The sequence below is a fragment of the Pseudoxanthomonas sp. PXM02 genome (assembly GCF_014851805.1).
GTDB lineage: Bacteria > Pseudomonadota > Gammaproteobacteria > Xanthomonadales > Xanthomonadaceae > Pseudoxanthomonas_A.
Genome location: NZ_JACVAK010000004.1, coordinates 253,575 through 277,081, shown reverse-complemented (window position 1 = coordinate 277,081; position 23,507 = coordinate 253,575). Strand labels below are relative to the sequence as shown.

At 60.2% G+C, this 23,507-nt stretch carries 15 protein-coding genes and 1 pseudogene; 4 read left to right on the top strand and 12 right to left on the bottom strand.

Annotated features, from left to right (window positions below; translation table 11 throughout):
- Window positions 1-285: 285 nt before the first annotated feature.
- Together IB225_RS20675 and IB225_RS18335 are read right to left on the bottom strand one after the other, a co-directional pair.
- Window positions 286-1,872: an EAL domain-containing protein gene (locus IB225_RS20675; RefSeq protein ID WP_192313659.1), complete on the bottom strand. Its 1,587-nt coding sequence runs from the start codon at window positions 1,870-1,872 to the stop codon at window positions 286-288.
- A 1,188-nt stretch (window positions 1,873-3,060) separates the two neighbouring features.
- Complete coding sequence (locus IB225_RS18335) at window positions 3,061-3,843, bottom strand: hypothetical protein (RefSeq protein ID WP_192313654.1); 783 nt, start codon at window positions 3,841-3,843, stop codon at window positions 3,061-3,063.
- A 345-nt stretch (window positions 3,844-4,188) separates the two neighbouring features.
- On the opposite strand from IB225_RS18335, the gene IB225_RS18330 reads away from it, so the two are divergent.
- The 3 genes from IB225_RS18330 (at window position 4,189) to IB225_RS18320 (ending at window position 6,051) form a co-directional block, all read left to right on the top strand.
- Complete coding sequence (locus IB225_RS18330) at window positions 4,189-4,785, top strand: hypothetical protein (RefSeq protein WP_192313651.1); 597 nt, start codon at window positions 4,189-4,191, stop codon at window positions 4,783-4,785.
- Window positions 4,786-4,846: 61 nt separating this feature from the next.
- Window positions 4,847-5,446: a DUF2878 domain-containing protein gene (locus IB225_RS18325; protein WP_192313648.1), complete on the top strand. Its 600-nt coding sequence runs from the start codon at window positions 4,847-4,849 to the stop codon at window positions 5,444-5,446.
- 116 nt (window positions 5,447-5,562) lie between these two features.
- Window positions 5,563-6,051, top strand: a complete 489-nt coding sequence (locus tag IB225_RS18320; protein WP_192313645.1) for a TspO/MBR family protein — start codon at window positions 5,563-5,565, stop codon at window positions 6,049-6,051.
- Window positions 6,052-6,945: 894 nt separating this feature from the next.
- Here the strand turns inward: IB225_RS18320 and IB225_RS18310 are convergent.
- The 4 genes from IB225_RS18310 to IB225_RS18290 all read right to left on the bottom strand — a co-directional run bounded on the left by IB225_RS18310 (window position 6,946) and on the right by IB225_RS18290 (window position 12,941).
- Window positions 6,946-7,191: a hypothetical protein gene (locus IB225_RS18310; protein WP_192313640.1), complete on the bottom strand. Its 246-nt coding sequence runs from the start codon at window positions 7,189-7,191 to the stop codon at window positions 6,946-6,948.
- 700 nt (window positions 7,192-7,891) lie between these two features.
- A complete protein-coding gene (locus IB225_RS18300) occupies window positions 7,892-8,635 on the bottom strand; it encodes a response regulator transcription factor (protein ID WP_345776648.1) in 744 nt (247 codons plus the stop codon).
- Between the two features lie 176 nt (window positions 8,636-8,811).
- Entirely contained in the window at window positions 8,812-10,917 is a 2,106-nt protein-coding gene (locus IB225_RS18295) for a catalase (protein ID WP_192313634.1), read from the bottom strand.
- Between the two features lie 1,667 nt (window positions 10,918-12,584).
- On the bottom strand, window positions 12,585-12,941 hold the full coding sequence (locus IB225_RS18290) for a BON domain-containing protein (RefSeq protein WP_192313632.1): 357 nt from the start codon (window positions 12,939-12,941) through the stop codon (window positions 12,585-12,587).
- Between the two features lie 200 nt (window positions 12,942-13,141).
- Here IB225_RS18290 and IB225_RS18285 point away from each other — a divergent pair.
- Window positions 13,142-13,825 (top strand): annotated as a pseudogene (locus IB225_RS18285) (response regulator transcription factor); the annotation flags it as partial.
- 599 nt (window positions 13,826-14,424) lie between these two features.
- On the opposite strand, the gene IB225_RS18280 reads toward IB225_RS18285, so the two are convergent.
- The 6 genes from IB225_RS18280 to glmS form a co-directional block, all read right to left on the bottom strand.
- Window positions 14,425-16,545, bottom strand: coding sequence for a hypothetical protein (locus tag IB225_RS18280; RefSeq protein WP_345776647.1), 2,121 nt, complete (start codon window positions 16,543-16,545; stop codon window positions 14,425-14,427).
- 545 nt (window positions 16,546-17,090) lie between these two features.
- The gene (locus IB225_RS18270; protein WP_192313620.1) at window positions 17,091-18,332 is read right to left on the bottom strand and encodes a GAF domain-containing sensor histidine kinase; all 1,242 of its coding nucleotides are present in this window, start codon (window positions 18,330-18,332) and stop codon (window positions 17,091-17,093) included.
- A gap of 260 nt (window positions 18,333-18,592) precedes the next feature.
- Window positions 18,593-19,129, bottom strand: a complete 537-nt coding sequence (locus IB225_RS18265; protein WP_225584033.1) for a hemerythrin domain-containing protein — start codon at window positions 19,127-19,129, stop codon at window positions 18,593-18,595.
- A 264-nt stretch (window positions 19,130-19,393) separates the two neighbouring features.
- Window positions 19,394-19,732, bottom strand: coding sequence for a hypothetical protein (locus IB225_RS18260; RefSeq protein ID WP_192313617.1), 339 nt, complete (start codon window positions 19,730-19,732; stop codon window positions 19,394-19,396).
- A gap of 1,353 nt (window positions 19,733-21,085) precedes the next feature.
- The gene (locus tag IB225_RS20600; protein WP_305076730.1) at window positions 21,086-21,364 is read right to left on the bottom strand and encodes a BPSL0761 family protein; all 279 of its coding nucleotides are present in this window, start codon (window positions 21,362-21,364) and stop codon (window positions 21,086-21,088) included.
- A 303-nt stretch (window positions 21,365-21,667) separates the two neighbouring features.
- A complete protein-coding gene (glmS, locus tag IB225_RS18255) occupies window positions 21,668-23,494 on the bottom strand; it encodes a glutamine--fructose-6-phosphate transaminase (isomerizing) (protein ID WP_192313615.1) in 1,827 nt (608 codons plus the stop codon).
- Window positions 23,495-23,507: the final 13 nt, after the last annotated feature.

The following is a 23,507-nucleotide window of genomic DNA, read 5'->3' as shown; positions in this document are numbered from 1 at the left end:
CAGCGATCCCACATCAGTGCCTTCTGGGTGTCGGTGTAGTAGATCCTTTTCCTGCGCTTCATCCGCAACACTCCTGCTGCCTACGCAGCTATCCGTGTGTTGCGTCGATCATATGAATCCGCGGTCGGAAGCGGACACTGAGCAACCGCACTTACCCGCTGGCCGCCGGGGGGGCCACTACGTAGTGGCAGGGGCACGAGCGCGTCGACATCGATAGGGAATACCGCACTGGTTGTGTTCAAGCAGTCACAATGCTGGTTGGACGCGCTCGGAAGATTCCTTTTCTCAGGAGCCAGGTCTTGGACTTCCCAAGACAGCTTCCAGCTCTGCGACCCTTTGCTCTAGCTCCACCTCGCGAGTGATATCGGAGAAGGCTCCGAACCATCGCTCTACTACGCCATCTACAATTTGAGGGCGCGCTCGGCTACGAACCCAACGCCAAGTGCCCACAGGCCACTCCACACGGAACCGCGTTTCGAACGGCAAGCCCGTGGGTAGCCAGGCCAACCAATGCTCACGAACCCGCGCGCGATCATCCGAGTTCATCCTCAAGTACCAGGAGTTAAGTCGGTCCTCGAGGCTACGGCCTTGCGGTTCGTCGGCCATCGGGCTGATATAGCTAAGTGAACCGTCCGGCTCGGCTATCCACATGACGGTCGGACTGAGTTCAACAGAGTTCCTGTACTGACGCTCGCTGTCGTGAAGTGCCAGCTCCGCACGCTTTCGCGCTGTTATGTCGAGCGATACGACCGAAAGACCAAGAAGCAAGCCTGCGTCATCCACGACTCTGTGGTGATAGATGAGGTAAATCTCCTGAGTCCCGGGAAACTGAAACTCCAGAGGATCTCCTTGCTCGCCAAGTAGCTTTCTATCGACGATCTCCTCAATCATCGTCGCCACTTCTGTACTAAAAATCTCCCGAATTGTTCTGCCCACAACTTGCTCGGGTGGCTTATCGAGCATTTTGCAAAACGCCCCGTTCGCTGCGACATGGCGTTTGGCGGTATCGACGAAACAGAGACCCACAGGCGAAGCCGTGTACAACGTTTCCAGCTGATACTGGCGGTGATATGGGGACAGGGTGACTGAACTTTCGACGCTTACCGGAGTCGCTCCCGGACCCAGAAAAAGATGCGCATCCTCCGCTGCAGCCGGCCGCCCAAATAGCCAGCCCTGGCCGTACTCGCAGCCGAGCCGCCTTAGAAAATCAGCGTGTTCCGGTGTCTCGACGGATTCGGCAACCACTGGAATTTCAAGAGAATGACCCAGCCCGACAATTGCAGAAATGATTCTTCTGCTATCAGCGTCGATGTCAATTCTTCGGATGAACCCACCATCTATCTTGATCTCGTCGAAATCAATCTCGTTGAGCCTTGCTAGGCTCGAGAAGCCCGCTCCGAAGTCGTCCAGGACGACCTTCATTCCCTTCTTCTTAAGTAATTGGACGGCACGCCTAACTGCCTGCTCGTCTTCAACCAGCTCCGCCTCCGTCATCTCAATTCGAACGCGGCTGAAAGCGAAGCCCGCTTCAGTAACTGCATCCGCTAGCAGGGTCATCGCCTGAACATCCTGCATCAGGCTGGGTGGGACGTTGAAGGCCAGGTAGAAATCATGGGGCCACGCGCTAGCTGAAGTGCACGCGCTTCGGATCAAGTTGTAGGTCAGAATTGCGAGAAGAGACTTTGCCTGTGCTGCGGGAATGAACTCTTCAGGGGAGACTGGACCGAGTTCGCTGTCAGTCCAGCGAGCCAACACCTCAAACCCGACCGTTCGGGTGGAACGAAGATGGACGATAGGCTGAAAGACGGGCGCTATGTGTTGGAAGCATACTGCCTCAGCAATACGGTCATGAACTGATCGGCGAACTATCACTTTACTGCCTCATCAATTCAGGGTGCTCAGTGTAAGTCAGCAGTCATCTTGTTAGTTCTGCTTAGCGATGGACGGTGCAAACGGCCCGTCTGAGGGACCCGTGCTCAACTAGATGTACGAGGCAGATTGTCTCAAGACATTGGGCAAGCACCCACGTGTACCAAGCATAGCCCATGCGTCACAACCCATCGCGCTGCACTTCTTTGGACGCGCGCACAGATTCCGATATGTGCGTTCAGTGCATCTGGGTCAAGCTATAGCCCGATAGAAGATGTCTTTGGGTATAGCGTTCGCGTTTCGATTTTCTTTGTATTGAGGTTGAAATGCGTAGGCGAGCACCAGGAGGCGCGTTCATGAGTACGCGTACGGAGTTCAGCGACGAAGACCTTCCACCTGTTCTCAGAAGACTAATTTCAGAAGGAAGACTTAGAGACTATGTGCTCATTGAGCTATACGCCGCGCCGCCATTGAGCATGGAGCGTCTAGTCAAGTTGCAGGCGGGAGATCTACTTCCCCGCCCCGACGATTCGGCTTCACTCTACTTTCTCCATGGAGGTGGACTTCGAAAGATCCATGTGGATGACGACGGACTGTTTGCTATCCGCGCATGGGTCGAACTCGCCAAGTTGGAAGCTACGGACTACCTGTTTCCTTCCGCGAGATCGATGCGTGGACACCTTTGCTCGAGGCAAGCTCGCAGGATCATTGCCGCGCAGTTCCATAGTGCTGACGGAACCATTGTTGACAGCGAGCAAGCTTGGAAAGCCGAACTAGGGAACAGCTTCAAGTGTAGAGTGAGCCGCCGGCCTTGGATCGAATGTGTAAGAGCTCAGTCTGGCGAGAAATGCGTCACGCACTGTGAAGGCATGCCAGCTCCAAAGGTCATACGGCCCTTCCGCAAGCACGGCGTCTTGAAGCCGATATAACCGCGCGAGCAAGAGTGAGTTCTAGCATTTGGAAATTCTCCCTAAGTATCGGCCATCGCAGGTACGACTTTAAGGATGCAGTTGCCGTGCCCTCCCAAAGTAGGGGTTCGAACAAGCCAGTCGGCCGACGTCCGCTGTCGACCGATAACGGACATGGATCTGGATTAATGGAGGCGCCTGCTTGATGGGCGCCTCCATTGCGTCAGTGATCAACGTCGAGCGTTGGCGACGGCCACGTTGCCGTGCCCGCCGTTGGATGTTTTCAAAAGTCCCAGCGGCCGGCGATGGAAAGAGGTATTGAGACGCGACTGCCGGTGTCGTTGATGGCCGCCAGACCGAGCCCGCCGATCGCGGAATCGTCGTCGGAGAGATCGTCGATGTAGTTCACCCCTGCAGCGAGTGTCATGCTGAAGCGCTCGGTGAACGAGATCTGTGCGCCGGCCTCAAGCCCCCCGCTCAGCGCCCAGCCCTTCTCGTAGAAAGGCGCATTCGGGATCGTGATCGCGGCGTCGGGGATCTCGAAGGTGGCCCGGATCACGTCGGTTTCGGTCGCACCCAGGCGTGCCGCAAAGAACGGCCTGACCCGGCCACCGCCGCGAAAGAAGCGCCGGTAACCCGCCTCCCACGTGTACGCGTCATAGCTCGAGAACCTTCCGAAGACGTCTAGCTCGGCATCGAGCGCCGGCACGTATGCCGCACCGACGCGCACGCGGCCTTCGTCGGCGCTGGTCTCCCTCGCCTGAAGGAATACTTCGCTCCGATCACTCAGTCCATAGCCCAGTTCCAAGCCCAACGACCTGGCCGTGCCGTAGATCTGCTCGTGGCTGCGGGAGCGAATGCGCAACTCCGCACTGACACCTGCAAGTGCGGGATTCAACGGACCGAGATCCGGCACCTGCGCCACAGCGCCGGAGTGGACGTCGCCGCTGATCGGCATGTCAACGCCGCCCGAAACCGACATGGAGAACTTGCCTTCTTCTGGACCTGCCGCGTAGACGGGGCCGGCCACCACCAACATCAATGCGCCAAGAATCTTGGTATTCATGTGCCACTCCCAGGGGTTGAGTCAGCTGCTTACTGTCTGTAAGCCAATCCGCTACGCGCTGACCGAAGGAGAAGATTCAAGGGAGAGCGCGAATGTAAGCGGGGTTTCAAAAGACCTCACGCGTTATGCACGTTGCTGTATCGGCTGGCGCCGCTAGTCGGCACACGTTGCTGCTTGCTTTGCAGCCGCATCTATCCGACACCGCCTTTCGTAAGCGCAGCACCAAACGTCTCACGCGCCGTTTGCTGAGGCAGGTCGTGTAATCCCTGCCGCTCGCATGACCGATCTCGCGTGTCCTTGTTGAAGGTTCTTCCCCTGAGTACTTACATCACAGGAACACAGACCATGAATACGCTTCGGCTTTGCTGCTATGCCCTCGTTACGGCAGCCCTCATCCCCGCATCCGCCTTGGCCGCGCCCACGGTCAATACGCTGGGCGGCGACACCCGTGTGCAGCTTTCCGGCGACTTTGTCGGTGCACTTACCTCCCTTGGTGTTTCAGTGCGTGCCTCTTATCCGGCCCGCTTGCGTGGGGCCAACGCCGCCTTTCCCATTCCGGGAGGCGAACTGGATCTGGGCAACCTGAAAGGCGAAGTGGATCATGCCGGCGGATTGTCCCTGCAAGCGGGCGGCACTCAGGTCAACCTCAGTAGCTACACCATCGATACGACCGGCGCTGCTCCAGTACTCACCGGGCTGGTGAAAGTCAATGACAGCGTGCTGGGACGGCTGCCGTTGTTCGACATCACGCTGGTCAGCGCTCCCATCGTCCGAGGGCTGCATTCGCGCGCGGGCTCGGTGCAGCTGAATGACGTGCAGCTGACTCTCAACGCCGATGCTGCTGTCGCGCTGAATACTGTCTTCAATGTCACCGCATTCCAGGCCGGATTGCCAATAGGGACCGCGAGGGTGAATACGTACTTCTACGAACCTTCGCCTTGAGGGTTCTTGCGTGGACGAAGACCGGGGGCGTACTCCCGGTCTTCCTACTATTGGACACGCTATGAGCGAGCGTCATACGCCTGTCGAACTAAGCGCTCCGCAGCGGCATGGCGTATTGCCCATCCTCGTCAATGTGCTGGGCAATCAACTTGTATGGCTGGTCGCAGTCATTGCAGCTGGGAAAGACATGGCGTGGCCGGGCGTACTGGCGAGCGCTGTCTTCGTCGGCCTTCATCTAAGAGTGGCGCGCACGCCTTTGGTAGAGCTCAAGTTGGTTGTAGCAGCCATCGGCTGCGGATTGCTGGTGGACGGCGTAGCCGGCTCACAAGGATGGCTGGTGTATCGCGCTGCCCCACTGGGTAGCGCGATCGCTGCACCCTGGATTCTCGCGCTGTGGGCGGCGCTGGCAGTCACCCTGACCGTGTCGATGCACGGTCTGCAGCGTCGGTTGTGGTTGGCGATGATAGTGGGCGGCATCGGCGGACCGCTCGCTTACCTTGCGGCGGCACGAGGTTGGGGATCTGTGGCGCTGGTAAATCCGGAATGGGTGGGTCTGCTTTGGCTGGGCTCGGCGTGGGCAGTTGCACTGCCCGGACTGCTCTGGGCGGCTCGTTACTTAACCGCTACCACCTTACGACGTCGCAAAACCTCATCTGCGTGATTCCAGGATCTCTTCTTTGTCGTCGGCATCACGCCAAGGTGCTCCACACTAGCGAGGCAGGCTGGAGCTCTGCACTCCTCTCGTCTCAAGTCCGTAACTTCATCTAGGAAGGTCTCATGACGCGTACGCAACAGGTGGTTGGCTTGGCTGGGTGGCTACTGCTTTGCTACGCCGCGGCAGGGGTCGGGGCGGTGGCCTCGGTACACGCGGACGTCTTCTATAAGAGTTTGACGCTGCCTTCGTGGGCACCGCCTGCGAGTGTCTTTGGGCCGGTGTGGACCGTGCTCTACGGCGCCATGGGTGTGGCCGCCTGGCTGGTGTGGCAAAACGGTGGCTGGGCGAAGCACCAAGGGGTGTTGACCCTGTTCCTAGCGCAGTTGGCAGTGAACACCTTGTGGAGCTGGCTGTTCTTTCATTGGCAACGAGGCGATTGGGCGTTCGCCGATATCGTCGCTCTATGGCTGCTCATCATCGCTACCCTGATCGGCTTTTGGCGGGTGAGGCGAAGTGCGGGGCTGTTGATGTTGCCTTACCTGGCCTGGGTCAGCTTCGCATCGGTACTGAATCTCGCCGCCTGGAAGCTCAATCCACTCGTGCTTGGTTGAGCAAGTACTTGGCTTGGTAGTAAAGAAGAAAGACTAAATATCTGTAGCCCTCGCTACACAGGGACTCGCAGGTCACTTTAGCTGGCCGAGAATGGGCCAATAGTAGCTGTATGCTCGGATATCTCAGGTTTTTAAGGGAGCGAAACGATGTCAATAAATGCCAAGCTGCCTCCTGAGCTCTCCTGGCGTCAGGAGTTGGATCAACACACGCTCTATTTGGATGACATTCCAGTTGTCCGTGTGGAGCCCATGGTTCGCGGCCTGATGGTTCGTACACTTGTTCATGGGCCACGCTTGAGTGCCCAAGAGATGATGGTTCGCTCGGTGGATCGCGGTAAGGTCCTGGCAAATCGCTGGGCAACGGCACGCCTTACCGTAATCCGGGAAACGTGCTCTAACTGCATCCAGCACGGAATAGACAGTAAGAATGAGGCTTCCGAACCGCCCTCTATTGCCCGCTGGCTTCAGACATGATCGGCCGTCCAGCGCTACGCAAAGACCCCCACATTCCCTCAGAGCGAGCTGTCAGGTGACAGGATCCATGGCAAATCGCATTCGTTAGGCCAGGTTGGATGCCTCCCTGACACAGACGCAGTTAGCTGAGCCTTTAGGCGTCAACCGAAGTGCAGTGGCGCAATGGGAGCGAGTAGAGGGCGGAACCCAGCCCAGTATTAGCCATCTCATCCAGATTGCTGAGATGACCCAGGTTGCTTTTGAGTGGCTGGCAACGGGACACGGAAATGCTCAAAAGCGCCGTCCCTCAAAACCACTTAAGAACGAGATCGATTACGCAAGAGACGCCTACGAATCTGCCTGTCTTCAGTCGCTCAGGCGAATACCTGCTCGCCGTCGCGGCTTGGTCGCTCATCTGCTGAGCGAGCTCACGAGTAGACGCTAGAACGAGCGGTTCAACCAGCCCGGGTACCCAGCGAGCATGATGTTCGCCACTCGCTCATCCATCAGGATCGCGCCGTTCAAGCGCATGTGATCTTCAATAAACTTCCGGCCGGCGGTATCCCGAGAGAGGAATCGCATGTCGGGTGCGCGATCCTTCAATTCGGAAGTGTGCGAGGCAGGTATCGGATCGTCAGCCGGGCACACGAAGTACCCACCGTCAACGCGGTAGAGGTTCAGTCTCATGGAGCGGCTAATGCGGTTCCCGGCCGCTAGGTGTACTGCAGGTCGCAGTAGATGGGGCGCACAATATCAAAGAGCCCTTGGCGAAACCTGAATTATTCAGGTTCGCGCTTTTAGCCAGATTGCACGAGCGGGTTGCCCCCTTCTGGCTGTGTAAAATCGCCTCCCGCAGGGCGTCTGCCCGGACATGGGAAAACCAGGGTGTCTTCGAAGTTAAGTGCGCTCGCCTACGTGAGTCGAGCAACCGAGCAGTTGGACAGCACTAGGCTCAGGAGCCTATTAACAGACGCTATCGAATTCAATGGAAAGCACGATCTTTCGGGCGCTTTGGTCTTCGACGGCTCCTGCTTTTTTCAGTACATCGAGGGACCCCGTGGCAGCCTATCCGAGGCAGTCTCGCGCATCCGCGCGTCTCGATCCCACTTAGTTCTGCTTCATCTCATGGACGGTCCGGTTGCCGCGCGGCGCTTCGAGGGATGGGAGATGTTTTACCGCGACGGCGCTGCGTCCGGGATCGAAGGGTTGAATTGGCTGCCAGGCAGGGAACCGCAAGGCGACCTCAAAAGGGATTTGGTTGCAAATTCACTAAGCTACTTCTGGCGTAACTTCGACAAGGATGTTTCGCCAGCCCGCCACATCTGAAAAGCGCCGGCCTCTGACCAAGAAGCCGGACAAAGTCCCGAGCGAATGGAGATGGAGCGAATCAGCCCGCCGCAGAAGCTAGCGGGGGCTGGTCGTTAGTGTCCTGACTTTGGCTGTGACTGAGGTCCGCGAGGCGATAGCCTGCACTTTGAACCGTTTGCAGAAGCGGACTACTGAAATCCTTATCGATTCCCTTCCGAAGATTGTAGAGATGGCTTCTCAGCACATCCGAATCAGGCAGGTCGTCACCCCAGATTTCGCGCTCGATCTCTCGACGGGTCACCACGCGTGGAGACTCGCGCATCAAGATCTGAAGCAATTGGGTGGCAACGCGCGAAAGATGAAGCTCTTTGCCCGCGCGTATCGCCCGCTGACTCGCGGGGTCGTAAGTGAGATCACCGACGCGCAAGGCTTTTCCACACAGTTGCTTACGGTTGCGACGGATGACCGCGCGCAGACGGGCCTCTAGTTCCTGCGCAGCAAAGGGCTTGGTGAGGTAGTCATCTACTCCGAGCTCCAACCCTCGGATCTTGTCCTCAAGCGTGTCGCGGGCCGTCACCATGATGATGGGGGTCGACATCCGGGACTCTTTCCGCAGTTTACGAACCACCTCCAGACCGTCCATACGCGGCATGTTGCCATCGAGCACGATCGCGTCGTAGCGGTTCTCCAGAGCTAGCCGATAGCCCTCAATGCCATCTACCGCATAGTCAACGTCCAGTCCCCTGGTCTCTAGGTAGCTGCCGACCGCTTCTGCAAGGATTCGATTGTCCTCAACAAGAAGGATGATCCCGGAATTAGACACGCTGTCGCCCCACCCCTGTCAGTTTCACTAAACTGAATCAAGGCTCGTCATGGCGATGTGAAGAAGACGGCGGCGACCCGAGACGTTGCCTTTGAGACTCACGGCCGGCGCGACAGATGGGAACCACCGCTCCCGGCTAGAAAATGGTGGTTGTGAGATATCGATCATCCCCACGGTCAAGCCAAGGATCGCACTTTCTTCTCCCGGTCCCACTGGCGCTTGCGTGCGGCCGCGATGAAGGCCTGCGTCAGATCGGCATCCATCACGCCGGCATCGCGACCGATGCCAGCCGCTTTCAACACAGGCTGCGCGCCGGCATCGGCGCCGATCGCTTTCAGGTGTCCGAACGCGTCGCGCACGAAGTCGACGGCGGCGGCTTCCTTGGCCAACCGCTTGCCCGCGTCGGGGGACAGGATCAGCGCCACCGCATCAAACAGCACCGACGGGGTACCGGCCAGTTGCCCGTCGGCCGCCAGACGCGAACCATCGTCCAGCGTCGCGCCGTCCAGCCGCGGGGCGACGATCTTGACGGTGGCGCCTTCGCGCTCGATCGCCTTCCCCAGCGCCTTGACCACGGCGGCATCCGAGCCATCGTCCACCAGCAGGCCGATGCAACGACCCTCCAGCGTGTCCCGCATCCGGTCGATGATGCGCAATGCCGGCGACGGCGGCAGGTCCTTCGGCTTGACGGCGGCAGGCGGGGCGTCCGGCAGCGACGTCATGCCCAGTCCATCGCGCACCCGTTCCGCCAGTGCCGGGTCGACGTGGCGAAGGTGACCGACGACGGCATCGCGCACATGCGGCGTCTGCACCTTGGACAACTCGAACACCAGCGCCGACGCGATGTGTGCCTGTTCGTGCTTGCCCTGGCTGCGGAAGAACAGGCGTGCCTGGCTGTAGTGATCGGCGAAGGACGCCGGCCGGAGGCGTTGCTTGCCGCCCGCCTCCGTCGTCGTGGCATGGCTGCGGAACCCCTGCGGCGTCTCGCGCGGCGAATCGGGCTGCAGCGAACTGGGCTCGTAGTTGACCCGCCCTTTCGGAACGGACATCTGCATGTGGCCGTCGCGTTGCAGATTGGCGAAGGGACACTTCGGCGCGTTGACCGGGAGCTGGTGGAAGTTGGGACCGCCCAGGCGCGAGAGCTGGGTATCGAGGTAGGAGAACAACCGCCCCTGCAGCAGCGGATCGTCGCTGAAGTCGATACCGGGCACGATGTTCGCCGGGCAGTATGCCACCTGTTCGGTCTCGGCGAAGAAGTTGTCGGGCCAGCGGTCCAGCACCATGCGGCCGATGATCGTCAGCGGAATCGTCTCTTCGGGGATCAGCTTGGTCGGGTCCAGATGGTCGAACGGAAATCCGTCCGCCTGTTCTTCCGTAAACAGCTGCACGCCCAGATCCCACGCCGGGAACGCGCCGGCCTGGATCGCCTCGAACAAGTCGCGTCGGTGGAAATCGTTGTCGGCGGCCTGCAGCTTCAGCGCCTCGTCCCACACCGTGGACTGGATGCCGAGGACAGGACGCCAGTGGAACTTCACGAAGGTGGAGCGTCCCTGCGCATCGAGCAGCCGGAAGCTGTGCACGCCGAAGCCTTCGATGGTCCGCAACGAGCGCGGGATCGTGCGGTCGCTCATCGCCCACATGATCATGTGCATGGTCTCCGGCGTCAGCGACACGAAATCCCAGAACGTATCGTGCGCACTGCCGGCCTGCGGAAAGCCGCGGTCGGGCTCCATCTTCACCGAGTGCACGACGTCGGGGAACTTCATCGCGTCCTGGATGAAGAACACCGGGATGTTGTTCCCCACCAGGTCCCAGTTGCCCTCGCCTGTATAGAACTTGACCGCGAAGCCGCGGACATCGCGCGGCGTGTCCACCGAGCCCGCGCCGCCGGCCACCGTGGAGAAGCGCGTGAATACGGGCGTGCGCACGCCCACCTCGCTGAGCACCTTGGCCGTCGTGTACTTGCCCAGCGATTTCTTCAGTTCGAAATAGCCGTGCGCGGCCGTGCCCCGCGCGTGGACGATCCGCTCGGGAATGCGCTCATGGTCGAAGTGGGTGATCTTCTCCCGCAGGATGAAGTCTTCCAGCAGCGTCGGCCCGCGCGGCGCGCTGCGCAGCGAGTTCTGGTTGTCGGCCACCGGGATGCCCTGATTGGTGGTCAACGGCGGATGCCGCCCGCCCGCCAGGTCATGGCGCTCGTCGCCGCCGCCACGCGTCGCCGCCTGCGTCTTGGATGTCTTGGCTGTCTTGGGGGTACTGGCGGGCTTCTTCTGGCTGGCCATGGCATATCCGTCCGGAGTCGAGGGGGGAACGTACGGGGGCTGGCGCGAGCGTCGCGTCGCGGACGATCGGCGAGCATGCTGTGTGCGGCCGCCAGCCCGGCACCGAGCCGTCGCTGCATCCGGCCGGATCCTCGCCCATCTGCTACGCGCATCTTCCACAGGCGGCGTGACTACGATGTGCACTCTGGATTGTCGCGCGGTAGCTGAAAGCGTTGCACCTAGTTGCCGGCCGCATTGCTTGAGGCCTCGTAAAGCTTCGATGTTCGCAGTTCGGCCGGACCAGACCTTGCCTATGCCGGAGGCGTAGCAGAAGCCAGCTAGGCGTTGACATGGCATCTACACGAACTCCGTAACGTTCAGCTTTCACACTCACCAGATGGAGGATGAAAGCCATGTCCACTAGCGTCCAGCTGCCGCCGGACTACGTCTGGGAAGAAGACAACGGTGAGCAAATCCTCTCTCTCAATGGTTATCCCCTCGTGCGCGTCGCCCCTGTAGGGTCGGCCTGGCGAGTCGAGACGCTACTGGAGGTTCCGGATATCACGCCTCAGCAGGTGGCTGTGCGACGTGCGGAGTACGGAAGGGGCTGGGCCAACCGTTGGGTGTTGCAGCGTCAGCGGCTTATAGCTCCGGCATGCGGACGCCCGGAATTGGCACCGCCCGTGGTCCATGGACCGCCCCGCCGGATCTTTGCTTGGCAAATGCCCAGTTGGGCGCGAGCATCTTGACGGGGCATTCGATCTGGTCGCTCAAGTCGTCAACTGCATTTAAGGACAGGGCTCGCACTCTGCATGGTGTTGGCTTGAGGGGGCACGGCTTGGAAGCGACCGGAACAGGCGTGATTCCGCTATATGCCTCTACCAACCGTTTTGCCGGCCAAGTTCACGAAGATGCGATGCGGCGACCGCTGTCGTGAGGACGTGCTCAAATTCCGTTGCGTCTGAGTAGATCATAGAGGCGGCGGCCTAATCGGTTGGCACGTGTCGGCGATGCGTTGACGCTAGCACTACATCCAACGCGAGAAAATTCCTCAAATCACTCGCAGGAAATCAGCATGAACACGTCTCTGGCGCCCAGCTTCTATTGGCGCGAGAGCCCGCATGATGGCGACCCGTTCAAGGTCAACCCCCATCGCACGGCCCACACGCTTTACTGCGCCCAGCATCCGATCGCTCGAGTACAGCCCTCGGGCTTAGGGCTTGCTGTCCACTTCCTGGGTCAGACTATCGACACCCCCGGTCGACCTGTGGCGGTCCCGACGGTCAAGAGGGGGAAAGTGTTTGTAGAGAACTGGATCCGTGATCGAGAAGCGAGTGTGATCGCTGCGTATCAGGCACAGCAATTCCCCTACCTCTCAGGGCCGTGCGGCTCGCTTTCAACCGCTCGCAAATGCGTAGGCCCGTAGTCACCGCCTTAGTCGCGATGAAATCTGAGCTCAACTGGATCAATCTTGGAGCTCATTCGCGAAGGTCAATCTGAGTTCCAACTGCGCGAGTGCATAGAAGATAAAGGCCTATGCCAGGATACGCGGCGAGGTCTAAGACCGTCTTTCCTGAGACAACGAAATCTCCCCGCTGCGCATGTAGTCATCGACTACGCGAGCAGCGGGGGAGGCATGAAGCCCTTAATAGCGACGCGCTCACACGAAACGCATCGCGCCTGCAAGCTCAGCGGGCAGCAATCTTCAAGCCTGCCGATTCCACTGTCTTGACGCCCTTAATTCCACGAGCAACCTTCAGCGCCTTGTCCTTCTCAGCCTGAGACGAGATGGTGCCCGAAAGGGTAACCACGCCGTTGACGGTCTCGACCTTGATTTCCGTGCCGGGCACATTGGAGCTGGCCAGCAAATCAGCTTTTACCTTCGTTGTAATCCAAGTGTCATCGACCGGCTGGGCCGACTCCTTGTGCTGCGAGTGTTCCGCCGTCGTTTTTGGCTTATCACCTTCTCCGTAGGCGGAAGCCAGGCCTGGCATCGCGAGCACTGCAACTGCAAGCGCGGAAAGCGTCATGTTCGAAATTTTCATCAGTCTTCTCCAAGGTGTGAGGTCTAGAATTCGTAGTCCTCAGCGTCGCCCTCGATTGCAGCGCTTCGGACTTGCAGGCTGACCCCCAACCTGTAGCTGCACCGTGAATTCTCTCGCTTAAGCTGAACGGGTGCCTTTCACGGTCGGATGACGATTGGTGAAGCAAAGTCAGTAAAGATGACTTAAGGGAAGGTAGTGCCATGTCTGCTTTTGCACTCGTTCTAATCGTCGAGGACGACCATTTCGTCGCTGAAAGAGTAGGCAGCTACCTGGAAGCCAGAGGGATGCAAGTCGACTATGCCCATGACGGCGCGGAATGCTACCGACTAGCAGCCGAGAATCGATACGACGCGATTGTTCTGGACGGACATCTTCCCCGCCTAGATGGTTTAGAGATCGTGAGAATGCTCCGGAACGAAGCTCGCATCTCAACGCCGATCATCATGGTGACAGGCAGAGATCAATTAGAAGACAAGGTCGATGGCTTGGAACGAGGGGTAGATGACTACCTGACGAAGCCGTTCTCCACACGCGAGCTGGAAGCGAGACTGATCGCAGTGATTCGTAGGAATCGTCGGGAGATCGGGCGTGAGGTGCTCAGAGTAGGAGATCTATCGTTTGATCCGGCTTGCCATCGCATTCAACGAGGAGGTAAGGAGATTGAGCTGTCACCCTCCGCTACCAAGCTTTTGAACATACTAATGCGAGAGTCGCCCCGGGTTGTAAGCCGTCGAGAGATCGAACGCGAGCTCTGGGGGGATGCCGTCCCAGATTCCGATGTTTTGCGTAGCCAGCTCTACAACCTCAGAAGGGTGATAGATCGTGGCTTTGAGAATCAGCTCCTACATACAGTACAGAGTTCTGGCTATCGCATCGCCGACCTTGACGCCACTCGCAAAAGGCCGGCATCCGCGTTGGCGGCATATAGATCTTCGAACTCAGCGATGAGTGCAGATACCTTGCTTTCTGATTCTATGGGCAGCGCGCACTAAGCATCAGCGTGCGCTGATCTTTTGTTTCGGCGTTCGCGCATGTTCTCCACCCCTGCGACGCATCTCTGATAATTGTCAACTTAGAAGCGACGAAGGTGGTGCGCGTTGCCGCCCTGCGTATGCACAGCAATCACTTCTAGAATGAAGGCCTGCTCCTGGGATCTAGAGACTGAAGCTCAGCGCGACAGCTATGGCTGATCAGCGCTACACATGTCCGCTATAGGCCAGAAGCGGACTCTGAGCCGGAGGCTTACCCCAACATGCCCTCGACGGGTGCCATCTTTTAGTCCATCACGCCGGTTCGGCCTCCGCAATTTCCAGCTGCCATCGAGGATGGCTTGGTGCGATACATGCAGACGGTGTAGTTCCAACCGGGAACGGTCCTTCAGGCGACGCGCGATTTTCCCACAGATGCCAAGGGTCGCCGCGCTCCCTCCCGAAAAGACTGCCCAGCCGGCGAAATGTACGCACCCGCTGCGCCGCGCGACCGACTACTCGCTCTCCTTCAGCAGGGCCGGGCGAGCGTCGTACCAGTCGCGCGCACCGACGATATGCATCTTTCGCTGTCCGTCATGCAGCTCCATGCCCATCCCGAGCAAGCCCCAGCGTGCGTAGAGGTCGCCCGCTGGCGCGCCCGCCGCGATGCGCATGCGCGCCTTCAGGTCGAAGCGTTCGTTGCTGGCTTCGACGCGGTCCAGCACGATCTCTCCGCCGCGAATGCGCAGATCGCCAGTGGCCCGCGCCTGGCCAGCATCGACCAGGTTGCCTACCCATCCAGGGAAAGCGTCGTGCTCTGCGAACAGGCCCAGCAGCACGCTGGCGTCGCGCATCTCCACCTGGCCGCGGCCGGCCACTTCGAACGGTTCCTGCCAGTCGATCTCCCCTTGCGTTAGCCGCATGCGTGCCCACCAGCCGGCATCGGCGCCGGACGATTCCAGCCGCACGCCGTCCAGATGCACCGCCATTTCGTCGAGAGCATAGCGACGCCCGCCCTTCGCAACCCGCGACAGACGGCTGTCCAAGACTAGGTTGCCGGCTAGGCGCGACGGACCCAGCGCAAAGCGCACGTCCTGGCCGCGCATTTGCATGCGTCCACCGAGCATTTCGCCGGCATGGTCCAGGCGGATGTCGGCGCTGGCGCTGGCGCTGCCACCGAGCAGTCGCGCGCTCTGGGCAGGCATGTAGCGGTTGTAGCTGCGCAGGTCCGGCACCTGTGCGTCTACGAAATGCAGGTGCGCATCCAGGTTCTCGTGGAACTGGGCCAGTGGACCGGTGGACAGCAGGTCCAGGCGCAGGTCACGGCCGCGCAGGTCGATGCTCTCCGGAGCCGCGATGGGAGCTAAGGTGAATTGCTGCATCACAATCGCGATGGTGGTGTGCCGTGAGGCGTCGTCCTCGCCACGCATGCGCAGGCGTGCCCGGGCCTGCCCACTGAACCGGTTGTCGAGGACGCGCGCCTGCAGCTGCGCATCCTCCACGTCGACGCGGCTGCCCGCCTGCATTGCGCCAGCGTCCAGACGCACGTCGGCATCCAGGTTGGCGCGGCCGTTGATCTCCAGCCACGGGATGTCGTCCAGGAACACGTCGATCCAGCGCAGCGGCATCGCCGGCCAGCGGGTGCGCACGGTGCCGCCCAACGCGCGCAGCGGCCGCAGCCAGTCGTCTGGGCCAAGGCGGCGATCGTCCACGCGCAGGTCGGCCGCCAGCCAAGGCGCGCCCTCGGAGGTGGGCGGCATCCGTGCCGCCAACGCGATCGCTTCGCGCCGAGTGCGCAGGGCCACGCCCAGCGGATGCCGCACTGCCTCCCCGTCGACGCCGCGCGAGAAGACCGGCGCCGACCAGTCCAGCCAGCTGTCCGGCATCAGCGCGCCGCGGCTCAGGGTCAGGTTGGCTCGCAAACGGCCCGTGGCGCCGCGGGCACCCAGCGGTAATGCCTGGCCGTGGTGGGCGACCAGGTCGATGCCCGGCGCCGGGCCGTCCACCCGCATGCGCGCGTGCATGAGTCCCACTTTCTCGGCCCCGTGCGCGCGCTCGCGCGTGTGCAGGGGCAGCGAGATCTCGAAGTCCAGCCGCCCGTCGCGCATCACCTCGACCTCGCCCACCTGCAGGATCGCATCGGGCATATGCAGGGTAGACGGGCCCACTTCCATCGCCCCGCCCTGCAGCCGTTTGCGGAAGACAAAGCGCGCCTGCCCATGCCCGCGTACGCGGGCATCATAGAAATCCATGCGCAGCAAGCTGGGGGTGGTGATCGCGTCGAAACTCAGCTCCCACGGCAGCTTACCCGGGCGTTTGATGGTGGGTTTATCCTCGGCCACGCGCTGCACGTGCACCGAGACGTCCGCGGCACGGATAGTGCCGAAACCCACTTCGCGCCACAGCAGCGGCACCAGCTTAATCCGTCCGTCGGCACGGGGACTGGCGACAAACCAGCGGTTGGTACGTGCATGGCCGCCCAGGACCACGCCGTGGGCATGGATGTGTCCCGGGTAGGCACTAAGGGCCCAGTCCCACCGTGCCTGGAATCGATCCGGCTTGCGGTTGATGACCTGCTCGCCAATGGACGTGTTGAGGAACACGTTGGCGGCCAGCAGGTACACAAGGTACAGCACCAAAAGCACAGAGCCGGCGCGGCGCAACGAGCGGCGGTGTCTGCAGCACCACGAGTTGAAGGATTCCATGAACATGCGCCAAGTATTACCGAGCCGCCGTGAGGATGGCCTGCAAAAGGGGCGTTCGCGCGGCGATCACCCCTCTTTGCGGTGCAGGCGACGGGCATGGGCATGCGGACGCCGTTAGTGGATACGTAACCTCCCAGCGCGAAACCCGGTCTCAGCTTCAGTAAGGGGCTTGGTTCGCGAGGCTGCTTCTGACCCGCGACTCGGACCATGGCTCTCGGACTGGATCATTACCCTGCATTTCGGTTCAGTGTGGGGACTACCAATGAAACTATTGGTCAGCGCAATCGGTGTCATCATTTGCATACTGAGTTTGACCGTCGTTGTCGCCTGGTGGCGAGAGGCGCACGGTCAGAGACGAAGGCTGGAAGGTCCAAGCTTGGAGGGGCTCGCCGCTAGGTGTATGTCAGCTATCGGCCAGAAGCGGACATGCCACCTTGCACCGAATTACGTTCATCCGGCGATGACCTATCTCTGAATCAGAGGCTCGAGAGAGGCATCTGAAATTCGAAGATCGTGCCGCTGTCTTCAGCGGACATGACGTGTAAGGTGCCGTCGTGCGCGATGGCGATCTGGGATGCGATGTACAAGCCAAGACCCAAACCCTCTTCCGGTCGAGCGGCCCCCTGGCGATCGAATGGTTCGAATATGCGTCCGATCTTGGTTGGCGGAATCGCCCCGCGATTGGCGACACTGAGACAGAACACGCCGTCCTCCGTGCTACTGATGACTTGTATGACTGACTCCGGGCTCCCATGGATCACCGCGTTGATAAGCAGGTTGCTCAATAGCTGGGAAATTCGATACTGATCGCACAAGACCCTCTCCGTAATGTCGGTCGATGAGGTGAATGTGCGCTCAGGATGTGCCTGCCTGATTTCGTCGATTACCGCATCCAGGCTACGTGCGAGATCCTCGTTCACTTCCTTGCGCACAAGCATTCCCCCACCTAGGCGCCCGCGCGCAAAGTCCATGGTGACTTCAACGAGCTCGTATATGCGCGCCGCACTTTGCTTGACATGACCAACAAGCTTGAGTTGCTTCTTGTCCAGCTTACTTGTACCTATGATCTCGGCCGCCATGGTTATTGACTGCAATGGGTTGCGGAGATCATGAGCCAGGACAGCAATGAACTCTTCGCGGAGTTTTGCTACCCCGTTGGCGAGCAGTAGGCTATTCTTCGACTCGTCGAGATCGAGTCTTGACTGCGCGAGCGACATCTCGCGTGACGTTGCCTCCGAACTCGCGCGTGTCCGGTCATCCGCACTGTCGACATGCAAGCCGTACAGGTTGGCAAGCCTCTGCATGGATTCCACCTCTTTCATGGAGATGGGGCGAGGATCCGGATCGAAGGCGCATAGCGTTCCAAATAGCGCGCCATCGCGAGTTACCAAAGGCACGGCCACATAACTCCGAAAGCCCATAGTCGCGGGAATGTAGTCATGGTCCAGGCTCGGACCCTTCTCCGCGTCGGAAATGCAGAGGGGGGTGCGTGTATCTTTTACCTTCTTGCACAAAGTAAGTTCGGCATCGAGTCGGGTGCCCCTCCGGATGCCATAACCGGCTCGATCAATAGCATCGAGCGCGATCCAGCTTTCGCGTGTGACGCGAGCGGCCACCGCGCACCGCATCCCGGTAATAACTGCAACAAGCTCCAGGATGTCGCGACTTCCCGTAGAGGAAGTCACGACAGACCCCTCAATCACTGCCTCGCTATGCATGCTCTTCCCCTTGGACTACGAGGAAGGTGCGCTACTTAAGGATCACTGTCCAATCACAGGTCAAGCGAAACTGAATCGTTAAGCTTTGTGCGCAACAAAGCGGGTGCGTCTTACTCGATCCGAAAGGCAAATCGAAACCGTCGCCTATTCGTCGGGACTTATCGACGCTCGACTGGCGCCGCAGCTTGATAGAGAGTGGCATATGCATGGCGAAGACCCTCCTTGTCCTTCCATGTGCATCGCCTTGCAAGCCGGCTCCCTTACGCTACAGGTTTGGGGCTCGGCTGCTTCAATGCATTTGCAAGCGCGGCATCCGCATCCGGCGAACCCTTCCATTGATCATATTCCTCGTCCATGACGGCCAACTCTTCCTTGGAAAACAGCTTCCTGGCCATCTTGAACATCGTGGTTTCCTCTTCCTTGGCATGGTGATCAACAAACTCGCCCAGCACCTTGGCAGACCCCGCGAACTCGACCGAGCCGGTGTCTTTCGTCTTCAGATCCGGCAGCACCGCAAGTTCAACCGCGCGATGCTCCTGCAATGCTTCCGCGTGCGACTTGAGACCCTCCCTATCTGCTCGCGCTTTGAATGCCGGGTAGAACACGAGCTCTTCCCACTTGGCATGCGGGATCAAACCGCTCTCGATCTCGTTAAGTATGTGGCCGCGTGACTTCTTCGCCCGATCAGTGGTCTTTTCCATATCGGCGAATAGCTGGCGAAGTTCATCGTGCTCGCTCTTCAACGTTTTGAGGATGTCGCGCATCTGGCTAGTTTCCTGTTGATGGGTAAGCAGCATGCGCCTATCGGGTGAGCGCGGGGTGACGAGTTCGGAGTAGCGAATCCTAGAGAGATGTCGAGGCGGGAAGAAAGCCGCACGCAACCAGGTAGCGCGTAGCATCCTCCCGGATCCGTATCTGATGTTCTCGATCACCAGAGGCAAGCAGGGGCTTCATGGCACTTTCCAAGCGTGCACGCAGCGCCTCGTCACGAAGTCCGGCTCCATGCATCGCGCGAGCTTCAGTCTCGAATGATTCCCATGCCTCGTTGGACCAAAGAGGCGTCATGTTCTGCGTGGCGTCCAGTCAGCCAGCTCCCTGGCATAGGAAAAGCGCGGAACTAAGTACGGCAGCAGCGGCACGAGATCGTCTCGTCCGCACGCATGGGCGATGATGTGCTGCCGCTCCATCGTCCAGCTCTCTGCCTTCAATTTTCCAATCTCGACGGTTCGCACAGCGAACCGAAGCGGCGTAAGACCAGGGGCTTTGAGCAATGATCGGAGCACCCAAACGTCGCGATCAGGGTCAATTTGTATGAGGGCGTGTTCGCCCAGATGCAGGATGTGCTGATCTCCCTCCTGCCGCCATTCATACTCCAGCGAGAGCTTACGAGTGCTAGGCATGTGCAGGATACCTACGATGGGACAAACCACACTACGCCGTCGTCGTTGCGCTACCGTGAGGACGCCGCATTGACGACCGACGACATTTCCCGTCGAGGGGCAAACAACAACTGGGGCAACAACTGACGAAAGACTACCGCCCGTCGGTCCAGCGAACGGACTGTAGACTGCCGTCTAGCCCTAAGGCTGCACACGGTCGTCATGTTAGTCGGCGCATGGTGAGTTACCGACAACCTTGTCGGTGGAGATGCATCATGAGCAGCATCAAGAGCAGACCGGACCAACCACAGCGAAAGACGCCCGCGGCAGTCGCCGGCGAACGACCAGAAAAGGCCGTAACGGGTAAAGATATGAAGCCCGCTAACTCGCCAGGGAAGGGCCAGCAGCGCAATCCCAGCAAGCGATCCTGAGCGGGAAAGCGATTCGACATCGCTTTGGCGCTGGCCGTCGTTTTCGTAAACGTCCAGCGCCGGATTCAGCACTCGGCGAGCCGCACTCATGACCGTAGACCATACCAGCGCGGCTGGTGCGCTCATGAAGAAGATCTGCTACCAACTGACGCCTTCGGCCAGCACCACCATGTCGCCTTGCTCCCGCTGTTCCAGGCCAAGCCCTGGCGGACAACCTTGCGCCTACTGCTTGACGAGCGAGCTCGGGAAACTGATAGAGAATCATGGGGCGGCGGTGCGCTGGCTCGAATCTACCAGGCAAACCACCCAGGACGAGAACACGGTCCTTAGATACGCCCGTCAACTTCCTGAAGTCGGCTGACCATAGCCGCTCCCCAAGGGAGGGCAAGTACGCAAGGATGCGTCAAATGCATGCCCGCCAAACCTAGAGTGAGCTGGATATGAGAACGCCATCGGAGATTCGCTCTCTGTTGCAAGAAAGCTTGGCTCGGCTACGAGATGGTCAGGTCGGGAATCCTCGCGAGTTCCTGCAGAAGCTGAGAATCCATCTGCTGTGTGACGTGCCTGGAGAGATGGAGCTCAGCATTCTTGAGGGTTTGGCACTGTTGGACGCTAGGTTTGACGCCCAGGCGTCTGAACTATTCACTTTGAGTGAGCTAGCGCCTCCGCCTGACTAAAACCCTTATGCAGAGCGCCGCCAAGCTTTCAACTGTGGATGTCCGCTTTGGGTCGGTAGCTGCCATCAGCGTCGATCAAAGCCACGTAGCTTCACATGATCGAGCGGATTCTCTGACCGCGCCCAGCTTTACGTTCGCCATGGAGTTCTGTCCAGCGAGTTGGGAGATGTCCAACAGGCTGGCGGAGGTGCCCAGTTCATTTGGTGCCGCTGCCCAGAGTGTTTGGCGGCGATGTCCAGCATGCTTGTGGATGAATACCCAGGGTCTTAACCCTCTCCCGGCCATCCGAGCCTTGTGGAGTGTCGCAGGACGGTGAAACACCAATCACCCTCTTCAGGTAGGGCGTTCTCTGGCGATGCCAGTCCAATACTCAGGACCGAATCTCGTAGGGACTCGACTATCCACGCGACATCTTCGATCGTTGGGAAATGCCGCGAGATCGTCACGGCCCTTCGCCGAAGAGCCAGCGGGAGTGACTCGTCCTGGGCGATGTCGATAAAGAAGCCACCGGCCCACAGCAGCGCCCTAGTTCTCTCATCTGGCATGGTCATGCTTGATCCCCGTTCTAGAACGTTTCGAAGACCATCCCCCATGCTTGTCGCGCAAGCTGAGACTAAACGGAACATGCTTGGCATACAGCGAGCTGCATGCCCCACGCAATGAGCTGCGATGTTGCTTGGCAGCCCTCGGGCCTGTAGATGGCTACCGACCCCGGGGCAACTCACTCGTACACGCACTTCTCGTGAGTTGGACCATCTATTAGTTCGAACCTCCAAGCTAGTTGGACCAACTATTAGCAAGTTGGACCAACTATTAGCTCGTACCATTTCCGGCATTGCAGGGTGCGGTTACTCCACCGTCACCGACTTGGCGAGGTTGCGTGGCTTGTCCACGTCGGTGCCGCGCGCCAGCGCGGTGTGGTAAGCCAGCAGCTGCACCGGGATGGTGTGCACGATGGGGCTGAGCACGCCGACGTGGCGCGGCGTGCGGATCACGTGCACGCCTTCCGATTCGCTGAAGTGGCTGTCCTGGTCGGTGAACACGAACAGCTCACCGCCGCGCGCGCGCACTTCCTGCATGTTGGACTTCACCTTCTCCAGCAGCACGTCGTTCGGCGCGATCACCACCACCGGCATGTCGGCATCGACCAGCGCCAGCGGACCGTGCTTCAGCTCGCCGGCCGGATAGGCCTCGGCGTGGATGTAGGAGATTTCCTTCAGCTTGAGCGCGCCTTCCAATGCGATCGGATAGTGCAGGCCGCGACCGAGGAACAGCGCGTCCGACTTCGGCGCGAAACGCTCCGCCCACGCCGCGATCTGCGGCTCCAGGTTCAGCGCATGCTGCACGCTGCCCGGCAGATGGCGCAGCTGCTCCAGGTAGTCGGCCTCCTGCTCCGGCGTGACCTTGCCGCGCAGCTTGCCCAGCACCACAGTCAGCTGGAACAGCGCCGCCAGCTGCGTGGTGAAGGCCTTGGTCGACGCCACGCCGATCTCGGCACCGGCGCGTGTGTAGCAGACCAGCTCGCTGGCGCGCGGGATCGCGCTTTCCGGCACGTTGCAGATCGACAGCGTGTGCTGGTGACCCAGCGACTTGGCGTACTTCAGCGCTTCCATCGTGTCCAGCGTTTCGCCGGACTGCGAAATGGTGACGATCAGGTGCTTCGGATTCGCATACGCAGCGCGGTAGCGGTACTCGCTGGCGATCTCGACGTTGCACGGCAGCCCCGAGATGGCTTCCAGCCAGTAGCGCGCCGTCATGCCGGCGTAGTAGCTGGTGCCGCAGGCGAGGATCTGTACGCCCTCGATATCGCGCAGCGCCGCTTCGGCGTTCGCGCCGAACAGCGCCGGCGAGAAGCCGCCGTCGACCACCGCCTCGATGGTGTCGGCGATCGCGCGCGGCTGCTCGTGGATTTCCTTCTGCATGAAGTGGCGGTACGGGCCGAGCTCCAGCGAGGCCAGCGACACGTCGGAGACGTGCACGTCGCGTTCGACGGGCTGGTCCTTGCCGTCGAACACCTTGACGGCTTCGCGCGTGACCTCGGCGGTGTCGCCCTCTTCCAGGAAGATCACGCGGCGCGTGGCCTGGATGATCGCCGAGACGTCCGACGCGATGAAGTTCTCGCCTTCACCCAGGCCGATCAGCAGCGGGCAGCCCATACGGGCGCACACCATGCGATCCGGTTCCTTGCGGCTCACCACGGCCAGCGCGTAGGCACCCGTCAGTTCCTTCACTGTGCGCTGCAGCGCGCCCAGCAGGTCGTCACCGCCCTTCAGGTGATGGTGCATCAGGTGGGCGATCACTTCCGTGTCGGTCTGCGACTCGAACACGTAGCCGAGCGCGCGCAGCTTCTCGCGCTGTTCCTCGTGGTTCTCGATGATGCCGTTGTGCACCAGCGCCACGCCGTGGCTGATGTGCGGATGCGCGTTGGCTTCGGTGACGCCGCCATGGGTGGCCCAGCGCGTATGCCCGATGCCCAGGCTGGCATTGAAGCCCTCGGCGGCGGCGGCGCCCTCCATCTCGGCCACGCGGCCGGTACGGCGCACGCGGCGGACGTCCGGTCCGTCGACCACCGCGATACCCGCGGAATCGTAGCCCCGGTATTCCAGCCGCTTCAGTCCCTCGATCAGTACCGGTACCACGTCGCGATCGGCGATCGCGCCCACAATTCCGCACATAGGCCTGTGTCTT